Source organism: Clostridium sp. CTA-1 (assembly GCF_054768215.1).
This window is the reverse complement of the sequence record NZ_BAAAAP010000010.1, coordinates 137,680-150,727: the sequence shown is the minus strand read 5'-3', so window position 1 is coordinate 150,727 and position 13,048 is coordinate 137,680. Positions and strand designations below refer to the sequence as shown.

Below are 13,048 nucleotides of genomic sequence, written 5' to 3'. Positions count from 1 at the left end.
GAGTTTATTTATAAACAATATCTTTAATTATATAAACTATTATATGTTTAAAGATTATGTCTTTAAAATATATGGGAGAGCACAAAAATAACAATAGAATAAAGTATTAATAACAGTAAGGGGGAAATAAAATTGATAAAAACGATAAAAGGTAAGCTAATTTTTCTTGTAGGTATATTAGTAGGTGCAATTCTATTTATTGGGGGATATTCTATAAAAAATTTAGATAATGTGAATAAGATGTCTACTGACATTTCAAAATATTGGGTTCCTTCCATAATATATTCAGAGGAATTAAATACAATGACCTCAGATTTTAGAATATTAGAATATGATCACATTATTTCTACCAATGCAGAAATGATGAATGAAAAAGAAAAAGAGATGGAAGAAAAAAGTAAGGAAATAGAAAAATATTTAGTCCTTTATAAAAAAGGTGTAAACTCAAAAGAGGATGAAGAGCTATTTAACACTGTAGAAAAGGAATGGAATAAATATTTACAATCAAATAAGAGGGTAATTGTTTTAAGCAGACAATTAAAAACAGAGGAAGCAATGAAAATAATGAGGGGAGAATCGAAGGAATATTTTGATAATGCATCCTCTTCTTTATTAAAATTGGCTCAGTTTAACAAAAGTAAAACAGAAGAGATCAGCTTAAAAGGGGACAAGCAGTTTAATGCTGCTATGAAAATAAATTTAACTTTAATGTTATTATTATCAGCTATAGGTGCAGCCTTGGGAATTTTTATTATTAATGGTATAAGAAAATCTTTAAATGTTTTAAAGGGAGAATTAGATGAGTTATCTGAAAGAGGAGGAGATTTAACTCAAGAAATAAAAGTTAATTCTAAGGATGAAATAAATGATCTTGCTAAAAGTTTAAATAAATTCATACAGAATATAAAGGATATTATTAAAACTGTTAATGAAAGTGTAGATAATATTGAAACAGTTGTAGATAGTATAAAAACTAATGTTACAGATTTGAATAATGATGTAGAAGAGGTTTCTGCAACTACAGAAGAACTTTCTGCTAATATGGAAGAAACTGCAGCTTCAGCTGAAGAGATGTCAGCGACTTCTCAGGATATAGAAAGAGCTGTTCAGTCTATTGCACAAAAATCTCAGGAAGGTGCTACTCAAGCAGGGGAGATAAATAAAAGAGCAGAGGATACAAAAGCAAATGTACAAGCTTCTCAGAAAAAGGCTAAGGAGATATTTACAAATACAAAAGCAGAACTTGAAAGTGCTATAGAATCATCAAAGGTTGTAGAACAGATAAATGTACTTTCAGATTCCATAATGAATATAACATCACAAACAAATCTTCTTGCATTAAATGCAGCTATTGAAGCTGCAAGGGCAGGAGAAGCAGGAAAGGGATTTTCAGTTGTAGCCGATGAGATAAGAAAACTTGCGGAACAATCAAAGGATACAGTAACAGAAATACAAAGTATAACAGTTAAAGTAATAGAATCAGTGAAAAATCTTTCTGATAGTTCAAGCAATCTATTAACTTTTGTGTCTACAGATATGGATAATGATTATAAGACTATGTTAAATGTGGCGGATAAATATAGCGAAGATGCTAGTTTTGTAGATACCCTTGTGACAGACTTTAGCTCAACTTCAGAGGAACTTTTAGCATCATTGCAGGATGTTCTTAAAACTATAGAAGGAGTAGCACAGGCTGCTAGTGAAGGTGCGGGAGGTACTACAGACATTGCAAGTAAAATATTAGAAGTTAATAATAAATCAAATGATGTACTTCAAGAAGCTCTAAAATCAGAAGAAAGTGCTAATAAATTAAAAGAAGAAATTTCTAAATTTAAAATTTAAAATAATTTATAATTTTGTTTATTCTATTTTTATAGCAAATAATTTTATAAAATAATGATTATATTAAAAATTTTGTTTAAACATCCATAAAAACTTTAAAATTAATATATTTAAAAATAACTAGATATGAGTATTGTTATGCTAATATCTAGTTATTTTAATTTACTCATAGTATTACATATATTAATAATAAAGTTCAATTATAGCTTTGAATAAGTCTCCATCAAAGTCAATGTACATGATTCCATCATGAAGTTCCACTATACTTTTAGCTATAGCTAGTCCTAATCCGCTTCCTTCAATATCTGATGTCCTTGACTTATCACCTCTAGTAAACCTTTCAAATATTTCTTTTTTATCAAAATCAAGAGGAGAATAGGAAACATTTTTGAAAGATATTTTTATTCCTTTAACAATATCTTCTATTTCTATATAAATCCTTGTGTTACTCAAAGAGTATTTTAAAGAATTATTTATTAGATTTTCAAAAACTCTAGACATTCTATTTCCATCTAAATTGATTTTAATTTCAGGTAAGAAGGTTCTTGTTATAAAGGTCAAATTTTTATTTTTATAGATTTCTGTATCAGAGTATTCAGCTATAGATTGATTTAAAAATTCTACTATATCAACTTGTTCTTTATTTAATTCCACTTTACCACTATTTATTTTAGAGATTTCAAACAAATCTTCTATAAGAGTTTTAAGTTTTAAGCTTTTTCTATTAAGTATTTTTAAAAATTCTTCTTTTTCACTTTCAGAAACTTTTTCTTTTATCAATATATCTGTATAATTTATTATTGATGTAAGAGGTGTTTTTAAATCATGGGATATATTAGCTACCAATTCACTTTTTAATTTTTCATTTTTTATTTGATCCTCAATAGATATTTTAAATCCCTTATTTATTTTGTTTATGTTTTGAGAAAGTATTGAAAGTGATTTATCACCTTTTTCTTTTATTGTAAAATTTAAATCTCCACTAGTTATTTTATTTGTTCCTTTTATTATTTCATCTATATAATTGCAAAATTTAATGAATTTGCTAAGAATAAATACTATATAAAATAATACGCATACTGCATAATCTTTCATATATCTATCACCAGATAATATTTTCATAGTAATAATTACTGTAGGTAAAGTAAATATACTGAAAACAATTGCTTTGAAAAAAGTACTCCTAGTTTCAAACCATTGATTTATAGACTTAAATAGTCTAATTATAAAACTATTTTTTATTCCCTTAAGAATATTTTCTTTACCAATAAAATATAGAGTAAGTAATAAAATAATAATAATAAAAGCACAAAGTGTTATTAAATAGTTTATTCTAGTTAAATCTTTTTTCAGGTCATTAATAGAATTAGTCTCATTAGTTATATCATTTTTATAATTATCCTCAGCATCTTTTAATATATTTTTTATAAGGTTGAAATCCTCTTTTTTATAAGAATAATTTTTAGGAAACCAATAAGCTTCTATATAATTATTAGGATTCTCCATTATAGGTTGAGGATTGCTGTTATATGCTGGTGAACTTTCGGAATTATAAGATATGTTATACCAAGTACCTTTATTTGAAACATAATTAAATAGTTCACCATTTTCTTTGGAAAATAGCTGAATGTTTTTTTTAATAAAATCTATGTCATTAGTATCATTAGTTAAAAAAGTGTTTTTATTCTTATCAATAATTATGAATTTTACTAATTTATCATAGTCATTATTTTCTTTTATGATTTTAAAATCTTTACTTTTTTTATCTAAAGCTTCTTGTGAAGTTTGAGATAAGATTTTTAAATAATTTGTATTTTTATATATGTATAAATTTACCGTACTAGCACATTGTTTTAACCACACATCATAACTGAGAGTTCTAAAATTAGTATTATTTTTTTTTATATTTTCAAGTTCGGTATTAATATTAGATAGTTTTTTCCCTTTTGTTTCTATGTGAGAGTTTAATGAATTTGCATTTCTAAAAAGAAAAAATATACCAAACAATAGTGATAGAATAATTAAAAATATTATAATTATATTTTTACCTAACAGTTTTTTTAATCTATCCTGCTTTCTAATACTATTTATCAATTTTATAACCAACTCCCCAAATTACTTTTATATACCTAGGTTCTTTAGGATTTATTTCTATTTTTTTTCTTAGTCTTCTTATATGCACTGCTACGGTGTTTTCAGTTTTAAAAGAAGGTTCATTCCAAACATATTCATATATTTGTGAAGAAGGGAATACTCTACCGGGATTATTGGCTAAAAGTAATAATATATCATATTCTATAGGGGTTAATTTTATTTTTTTACCATCTACAGTAACTACATGACTAGTTTTATTTATAACTAATTGATCTAAACAAATTTCATCATCAGATGCAGTTTGAGGAAAATTCCCCAAATTTGTATATCTTCTAAGTTGAGAATTAACCCTTGCCACTAATTCTAGAGGATTAAAAGGTTTTGCTACATAATCATCTGCTCCTATATTTAATCCTAAAATTTTATCTGTATCTTCATTTTTAGCAGATAGCATAATTATAGGAATATTATTTTTCTCTCTTATTTTCATACAGGTTCTTATACCATCAAGTTTAGGCATCATGATATCTAATATTATTACATGAATTTCATTATTTTCTAATACATCTAATGCATCTAATCCATCTGCTGCCTTTATTATATTTATATTTTCTATACTTCTTAAATATATCTCTATGGCATCTCTAATTTCTTTCTCATCATCCACTACAAGTACATTGTAAGTACGCAAACTAATTACCCCCCATTTTTGATATAAAGCCTTTTTTCTTATACATAAAAAAATTAAAAGGTTCTTTTGTACTACCTTTTATAGTATCAATTTTTGTTATATTTCTCAAGTGATATATTCTACCGGAATAATCCTTAGCTTGATTATCGCAAATATAGGCATAATCATACTTTCCTTCCTCTGCCCATCCCATAAATATATAAGTGTGAGTTGGTATTCCATCCTTATTTAAATTTTCATCCGTAGTAAAGCATATATCCCCAGGTTTAAGTTTCTTGTAATTTTTATTTTTCTTCCAACCATCTTTTTTCATTATGTGTAAAAGCTGAGTTGTGTTACAAACACTATCATCTATACTTTCTCCATTTCTCCTCAATACTTCTGCTATAAAATAAACACAGGTATTGCTAGAACTGCCTTTATTAAGCTTTATGCTTCTAGAATAAACTTTCAATCTATTTTCCTTTATCATCATTGAATTATAAATTTTTTCTTGTAACTTAGAATTATATAATCTATTGTCATATTGTAAATTTTTTATAAAATTAACTAATATTAATATAAATAATAAAAGCACAAGTATTGATATAGGTGGAACACCTTTAAAGTGTGATTTATTTTTACTTTTAGAATTTTTTTTTGTAAATAAATTTATCATAAAAAATCATCCCCCAATATAATAAGAAACCTTTATATACAATTATATATTAGATAATACATATTAAGAAAAGCCTATTATAAAAATGAAGATTTTCGTACAAATGTTATTTTATATAAAAAATAATATATTTAGTTATTAGTATTTACGGCACAAATATATAATTGAAATATTAAAATTAGTAACTTTAATTATGAATTACCTGTTTATTTATTTCTATTTATAATTGTTAAAATTTAATACATGCTTAATTATTTTTATCAAGTTTTTGAATTATAAAAATAAATATAAAAAAATTTAATTTTTTCAAAAACAGGARGGAAAATGAAAAGAAATGTAGAAAATATAAAAATATGAATTAAATGTAAATTGGAAACAATATGTACATATTGTGCAAATACATGGGGTGTTTCTATTAATATTAAATACATTATAATTCTAAATAATAAATCAAAAATATAAAATTTGGGGGTATGTATATTATGTTAAAAAACAAGTTATCTATTCTTTTAACTTCTACTTTGGTGGCTGCTTCTCTTTTTAGTTTTAAACCTGTATATGCTGATTCAGTAAATAATTCTAATAAAACTAATCTAAACAATATTAGGCAGGAAATACAAAAAGCAGAAAATAATAATCAAAAGGTAACAATTATGTATTACTGTGATGCTGATAATAATTTAGAATCATCTTTATTAAGTGACATTGAAGAAATGAAAAAAGGATATGTTAACGATCCTAATCTAAATTTGGTGACACTTATAGATAGATCATCAAGATATACTAGTGACAAAACAGTTTTCGGTGAAGATTTTGAAGATGGTCGTTTATATAAAATTGAGCATAATACAACAAAAAGATTAGATGGTGGAAAGGAATTTCCAGAAATAACTCTTAATAGTAATTATGAAGCAAATATGGGAGATGCAAATACTCTTAAAAAATTCATTAATTATTGTAAAGCTAATTATAAAGCAGATAAATATGTTTTAATAATGGCTAATCATGGTGGTGGAGCAAAAGAAAAACTTAAAAATAATCAAGATGTAAACAGAGCAATTTGTTGGGATGATAGCCATTATGATGGAAATAGTCCAGATTGTCTTTATATGGGAGAAATTTCAGATACTTTAACACAGGAGCAATCTGTTGATGTACTTGCCTTTGATGCATGCTTAATGGGAACAGCAGAGGTTGCATATCAATTTAGACCAGGTAATGGAGGATTTTCAGCAGATGGAATAGTTGCTTCAAGTCCTGTAGTTTGGGGACCAGGATTCCAATATGATAATATTTTAAGTAGATTAAAATCTGGTGGAGGAAGTAGCAATGAAGATGATTTAACTTTAGGAGGTAAAGAGAAAAACTTTGATCCTGCAACTGTTACTAATGAAGAATTAGGAGCATTATTTGTAGAAGAACAAAGGGATTCCACTCATGCTAAGGGAAGCTATGATCAACATTTGAGCTTTTATGATGCTACTAAAGTAGAGGATGTAAAAAGATCAATAGACAATTTAGCTGTTAATTTAAGTAATGAAAATAAAAAAGATGAAATTGAAAAATTAAGAGGAAGTAGAAACAATACAAATTTAATGCACTATTTTGATGAATATAATGAACAAGAGTGGATTGAATATCCTTATTTTGATATATATGATTTATGCGAAAAAATAAATGAAGGTAATAATTTTAGTAATGAAACTAAAGCATTGGCTTCAATCTGCATGGATAAAATAGATGATATGGTAGTTTATTCTTTTGGTGGCCCTAGCAAAGAATTTAAAGAAGGTAAAAATGGATTAAGTATATTCCTACCAGATGGGGATAAAAAATATTCAAGTTATTATAATTCAATTCCTCATTGGACTATTCAAAGTTGGTATAATTCAATAGATACAGTTCAAAATGGATTACCTCCTTATGGAAAATTAACTTGGTGCCAAGATGGACAAGATCCAAGAGTAAATAAAGTTGGAAATTGGTTTGAGCTTTTAGATTCCTGGTTTGATAAAACTAATGGAGTAGATGGTGGCGTTAATCATTATCAATGGTAATATAGATTTTTAAGTTAAATACTTATTAAAAATTAACTGCCTAAAAATAGAAGTTATAATCTCTATTTTTAGGCAGTATTTTAATTATATTATTTTTGACTTCCTGATTTACCTTTTATAGTTTTTCCGTTTTTACTTTCAGACGGCAGTTCTTTTTTAGTATTTTTATCTACTTCCACTTTATTTTTTTGTGATTTATTGGTTGAATTATTTTGTATAGTATTTGAAGTTTTAGGATTACTGCTATTGGACTTTTCTTTAGTATTATTACGATTTCCATTATTTTTCATATTATTATTTTCTTTATTAGAAATGTTATTTTTTTTATTTCCATTGTATTTTTTTGTTTCAGAATCTACATCTTTGGATATAGTTTTATCAATAGAATTATTATTTTTATAATTATCCTTTAGATTCTTGTCCTTATTAACTGGAGTTTTATTATTATTATGTTTTGTTTTATTATTATCATTTGCTTTTATATTATCCTTATTGTAGTTTGTTTTAATACCCTGAGAGCTTTTTATATTGTACTTTACCTTTAAATTTTTAAGGTTATTTTCTATATTACTAAGGTTTAAACTAGAAGTATCTCCAGTAAAGTTTATGGATATGGCTTTAGGGCTGTTTTTATAATCATTATTTATATAATTTTCCTTTTTAGCTTCTTCTAGTATTAAATCAATTCCTTTTTCTAAGCCTTTATTTTTAAGATTTAAGCTTTTTAATAAATTAGTACCGTCTTCATTTAAAGGAGTAACATTAATAACTTTGTTCCATCTATTTGCCTGTAATTTAATAGAGGGATTTATTTTTATAGTTACAGAAGAAACTGGTGTAGTATAAGTCTTTATAAATATAGAACATATAAAAATAATGAGCAAAGAAGCTACCATAAGAGAAAACTTTTTTATATTTTTATAGGCAGAGGATCTTAACTTAAGTTCCTCAGATTCATATATTTCACCTAGGTTAGGGGAAACAGTAGAATTTGCTACATAAATAAATTCACCACTAGAGGTTAATATGCCAACTTTATTTTTATGAATTTCCATTACTATTCCTTTTTTATTCATCAATTATCACCTGCCTTTTCAATATTAAGATATCCTTTAATATAGGAGTAATCATCGCTAGATAATATTATAATTAGTACTATTAAATATTTTCTCCAGTTTTCTATTAATTTTCTTTTACTATTTGTAAGTAAACATATCTCTTTAACAGGGAGTTGTTTTTTATTTTGTAAATAGGAAACTATGGTTTCAGTATGTATACAAGCTAAAGCTATATTTAATAAGCTATCCCTAGTATCTTTATGTCTTGGACAACTTTCTGCAATATCTTTAAAAGATAATTTATATTTCATTAGTTCTTCATTTAATAATTTTATTTCTTCCATTCTTATAGAATTTTCTGAAGCTATATTAAAATTATTTATGGAAACATTATTATCAATAGCATTAAAGTCATCATCTTCACTCCAAATTAAATAAGGAATTCTATCTGACTTTTTGAAAAAGTCTATTAAGGAATTTTTTATTATTACGGAGGCATAGGTAAAAAAGCTTCCCTTTTTATTATCATAGGTATCACAAGCTTTATTAAAAGCTATAAGAGCAATACTTATTTCATCATCATTTTTACGATCTAATTTTTTTTTGCAAATCCTATTTGTGGTTTTATATATAAAATTCATACTATCTTTTATGAATTTATCTCTATTTTCCTTTCTTAAAAAATCTAGCTCCATATATTCACCTCTAATCTTAGAAAGTCTCATAATATTATATACGAGGTTCACTATATTTTTTAAGGGGTAATAATTAGTAATTTTATTTATTAAGTATTAAAAAAGATTTATTTATAATATTACCCCCTTAAAGAATTATTTTTGATCGTAAATATAATCAAAGATAAAAATTTTACATAAGGAGGAATAAATAATGAAAAGAATATTCATATTAACAATTTCAGCTTTAATATTTTTGGGAGGTGGTGTAAAGGCAGAAGGAACAGTATCTTTAAAGGATGAAGCGGGTATAACTCCAGATAGTGTTCTTTATAACATAGATACAGTCTTTGAAAATATAAGTTTAAATTTAGCAGCTGATAAAGATAAGCCAGAACAATTATTGGATATATTAAATGAAAGACTTGGAGAAATAGAGGTTCTAGCTGAAAAGGACGAAGATGAATTAGTAGAAAAAACTTTGAAGGATTATAATAATACGGTAGAAGAAGTTGAAAATACCGTAGAAGAATTAGAACAAGATACAAAGAAAGGAGAAAAATTAGAGGAAAGTATAGATAATATACAAGATATTATTGTTGAAAATAGAGAGAATTCTATAAAAGTATTAGAGGATATAAAAGATAAATTGCCGGATAAAGCTAGAAAAAATATAGAAACTGTAATAGAAATGCAAAAAAATAAAAAAGAAGCAGTAAAACTTATGGTAGAAAAAAGACATGAATTTAATGAAGCTAAAAAAGATTATAATAAAGCAAAGGCCGCTTTAAAGGAAGCACAAGCTTTAGGTGATGCAGATGCCATAAAGAAAGCAGAAGAAGAACTTAAAAGTATTGAAGAAGTTTACAATGCGAAAAAGCAAGCTTTAAATGAAGCAATAGAAAATAAAAAACAAATAGTTAAAGAAAAGAAGAAAACTAATGATAATAAAAAAGATAAAATTGTAAAAAATAATGGCAGTAAAGATAAAGTAAAAAGCAATAATGAAGTTAAGGAAAACGACAATACTGAAGTAAATCAAAAGCAAGATAATATACAAAGAAATACAAATACAAAAGAGAATAAGGTTAAAGAAAATAATAGTAATAAACAAAAAGTTAATAGTACTAATCCAGATTTAAATAAAGCTTCAGAGGTAAAGGTAAATAATAAAACCTCTGATAAGGTTATAGAAAATAAAGAAAAAGTGGAAAAAGTACAAAAAGTTAATTCTAACAATAATAAAGAAAAAATAGAAAAAGTAAATGAAAAATCTTCTAAAGAGAACAAAGGTGATAAATAAAATAATATAGAGTATTCATTATTTTATTATGTATGATTTATTGAAAATTTAAAATTAATTACTCCTTTCTAGTTTAAATTATAAAACTAGAAAGGAGTTTTTTTTGGAAATTTTACTATTTAATATTTATAAAAAAGATTAAAAATATTATTAAAAATATTATAAATAGTAGAATAACAATAATATAGGGACAATAAATGATAAATTCACAAAAATGTACCTTTTTATATTATTAAAGTTATTAAAAATAGCGAATTATTTTTAATTTATAGTTTGCAATAGTTTACAATAAAAGACTTTATTATAGTTTTTTTTACAAAGTATTGATATTAATCCTCCTATTACATATAATTGTAGTATTGCTAATTTTAAAACTATAATATTTTTAGGTTCAGGTAGGATTTATTTATAATCAATACATTTAATTGTACGTTTACAAATTATGTATTTAAAGTATAGGGGGCTACAAAGGCAGCCATGGAATAAAGAATAAAACAATAAGGAGGAAATAAAATTGGTAAAAACGATAAAGGGTAAACTAGTTTTTCTTGTCGCTATATTAGTAGGTGCAATTGTATATATGGGAGGATATTCAATAAAAAATTTGGATAATGTAAATGAAAAGTCTACTGAAATTTCTAAAAAATGGGTACCTGCCATGGTATATTCCGAGGAATTAAATACAATGACCTCAGATCTTAGAATACTAGAATATGATCATATTATTTCTACTAATGCAGAAATGATGAATGAAAAAGAAAGAGAAATGGAGGAAAAAAGTAAGGAAATAGAAAAATATTTAGCTCTTTACAAAAAAACAGTGGATTCAAAAGAGGATGAAGAGTTATTTAATACTGTAGAAAAGGAGTGGAATGAATATTTACAACAAAATAAGAAAGTAATAGGCTTAAGTAGACAATTAAAAACAGAGGAAGCTGCAAAGATAATGAGAGAAGAATCTAAACAATCCTTTGATAGAGCCTCAGATTCTTTATTGAAATTAGCTCAGTTTAATAAAAACAAAACAGAAAAGGCTAGTTTAGAAGGGGATAAGCATTTTGATACTGCCATGAAAATAAATTTAACTTTAATGGTATTATTATCTGTTATAGGTGGAGTTTTAGGAATGCTTATTATTAAGGGTATAAGAAACTCCTTAAATGTTTTAAAGGGAGAATTAGATGAATTATCTGAAAGAGGTGGAGATTTAACTCAAGAAATAAAAGTTAATTCTAAGGATGAAATAAATGATCTTGCTAAAAGTTTAAATAAATTCATACAAAATATAAAGGATATAATTAAAACCGTTAATGAAAGTGCAAATAGCATTGAAATTGTTGTAGATAGTATAAAAACTAATGTTACAGATTTAAATAATGATGTAGAGGAGGTTTCTGCGACTACAGAAGAACTTTCTTCTAATATGCAAGAAACTGCAGCTTCAGCAGAAGAGATGTCAGCAACTTCTCAAGAGATAGAAAAAGCTATTGAATCCATTGCACAAAAATCCCAGGCAGGCGCTACTCAGGCTGGAGAAATAAATGAGAGAGCAGAACAAACAAAAGAAAATGTACAAGCTTCTCAAAAAAAAGCCAAGGAAATATTTGCAAATACAAAAATAGAACTTGAAAGGGCTATAGAATCCTCAAAGGTTGTAGAACAGATAAATGTACTTTCAGAATCTATAATGGAAATAACATCACAAACAAATCTTCTTGCATTAAATGCAGCTATTGAAGCCGCAAGGGCTGGAGAAGCAGGAAAGGGTTTTTCAGTTGTAGCTGATGAAATAAGAAAACTTGCGGAACAATCAAAGGATACGGTAACAGAAATACAAAATATAACAATTAAAGTAATAGAATCGGTAAAAAATCTTTCCGATAGTTCAAGTAATCTATTAACTTTTGTGTCTACAGATATGGATAATGATTATAAGACTATGCTAAGTGTAGCAGACAAATATAGCGAAGATGCTAGCTTTGTTGATACTCTTGTAACAGATTTTAGTTCAACCTCAGAGGAACTTTTAGCATCTTTGCAGGATGTAGTTAAAACTGTAGATGGAGTAGCACAAGCTGCTAGTGAAGGTGCCGGAGGTACTACAGACATTGCATGTAAAATACTAGAAGTAAATAATAAATCAAATGATGTACTTCAAGAAGCTCTAAAATCAGAAGAAAGCGCTAACAAACTAAAGAAAGAAATTTCTAAATTTAAGATTTAAAGAGTAATTTAGTTTTTTATTCTAATGGCTACCAGGTAGAATATTCTTATGCTTATTTAGATGATATTTACTAGAAATTTGGGGCTTCAAGTTATAATCATCTTATATTCGTGTTTAACTAAAATCTTGATTGAGTTAAAGTTTAATCATAATTAAGTTTTACATTATAAAGCTCATAGAAAATTTGTTCCTTTATTATGAACAAGCTATCTATGAGCTTAAATTTTTTTACTTATAAAGTCAATGCTCTGTTAATTTAAAAGATCTTTAATAATTAATCTAAGAACAAGCTTATAGAATTTTATAGAACGACTATGGGCTTTTATTACTAGGATAAAAATTCTAAATTTTTTAAAAATTAAAATTAATTCTAAAATTTCAAGTAAAAATGAAGATTATGTATTATAATATAAGTAATAAATAAATTATAAAGTTTACCTACCTAAT

9 protein-coding genes are annotated in these 13,048 nt (G+C 25.7%); 4 read left to right on the top strand and 5 right to left on the bottom strand.

Annotated features, from left to right (window positions below; genetic code table 11):
- Positions 1–132 precede the first annotated feature (132 nt).
- Positions 133–1,842 carry a methyl-accepting chemotaxis protein gene (locus ACYUEW_RS10650; protein WP_460276714.1) on the top strand — a complete coding sequence of 570 codons (1,710 nt, stop codon included), beginning with the start codon at positions 133–135 and terminating at the stop codon, positions 1,840–1,842.
- A 183-nt stretch (positions 1,843–2,025) separates the two neighbouring features.
- On the opposite strand, the gene ACYUEW_RS10645 is transcribed toward ACYUEW_RS10650, so the two are convergent.
- From ACYUEW_RS10645 to ACYUEW_RS10635, 3 genes are read right to left on the bottom strand one after another with little or no spacing between them, the layout of a single operon-like run.
- Positions 2,026–3,936 carry a sensor histidine kinase gene (locus tag ACYUEW_RS10645; protein ID WP_043031946.1) on the bottom strand — a complete coding sequence of 637 codons (1,911 nt, stop codon included), beginning with the start codon at positions 3,934–3,936 and terminating at the stop codon, positions 2,026–2,028.
- Entirely contained in the window at positions 3,926–4,627 is a 702-nt protein-coding gene (locus tag ACYUEW_RS10640) for a response regulator transcription factor (protein ID WP_042384956.1), read from the bottom strand. The genes ACYUEW_RS10645 and ACYUEW_RS10640 overlap by 11 nt, the downstream gene beginning before the upstream one ends.
- Position 4,628: 1 nt before the next feature.
- Positions 4,629–5,285, bottom strand: coding sequence for a hypothetical protein (locus ACYUEW_RS10635; RefSeq protein WP_460276713.1), 657 nt, complete (start codon positions 5,283–5,285; stop codon positions 4,629–4,631).
- A gap of 482 nt (positions 5,286–5,767) precedes the next feature.
- Between ACYUEW_RS10635 and cloSI the strand changes: the two genes are divergently transcribed.
- Complete coding sequence (gene cloSI, locus ACYUEW_RS10630) at positions 5,768–7,342, top strand: clostripain (RefSeq protein WP_163201170.1); 1,575 nt, start codon at positions 5,768–5,770, stop codon at positions 7,340–7,342.
- An 89-nt stretch (positions 7,343–7,431) separates the two neighbouring features.
- Here the strand turns inward: cloSI and ACYUEW_RS10625 are convergent, their stop codons facing one another.
- Both ACYUEW_RS10625 and ACYUEW_RS10620 read right to left on the bottom strand, forming a co-directional pair.
- Complete coding sequence (locus ACYUEW_RS10625) at positions 7,432–8,418, bottom strand: anti-sigma-I factor RsgI family protein (protein ID WP_460276712.1); 987 nt, start codon at positions 8,416–8,418, stop codon at positions 7,432–7,434.
- Positions 8,418–9,095 (bottom strand): sigma-70 family RNA polymerase sigma factor, encoded by a 678-nt coding sequence (locus ACYUEW_RS10620; RefSeq protein WP_042384959.1) that lies wholly within the window; start codon positions 9,093–9,095, stop codon positions 8,418–8,420. The genes ACYUEW_RS10625 and ACYUEW_RS10620 overlap by 1 nt, the downstream gene beginning before the upstream one ends.
- 193 nt (positions 9,096–9,288) lie before the next feature.
- Here ACYUEW_RS10620 and ACYUEW_RS10615 point away from each other — a divergent pair, with 193 nt between their 5' ends.
- Together ACYUEW_RS10615 and ACYUEW_RS10610 are read left to right on the top strand one after the other, a co-directional pair.
- Positions 9,289–10,377, top strand: coding sequence for a DUF5667 domain-containing protein (locus ACYUEW_RS10615; RefSeq protein WP_085333314.1), 1,089 nt, complete (start codon positions 9,289–9,291; stop codon positions 10,375–10,377).
- A 514-nt stretch (positions 10,378–10,891) separates the two neighbouring features.
- Positions 10,892–12,601: a methyl-accepting chemotaxis protein gene (locus ACYUEW_RS10610; protein ID WP_163201174.1), complete on the top strand. Its 1,710-nt coding sequence runs from the start codon at positions 10,892–10,894 to the stop codon at positions 12,599–12,601.
- Positions 12,602–13,048 lie beyond the last annotated feature (447 nt).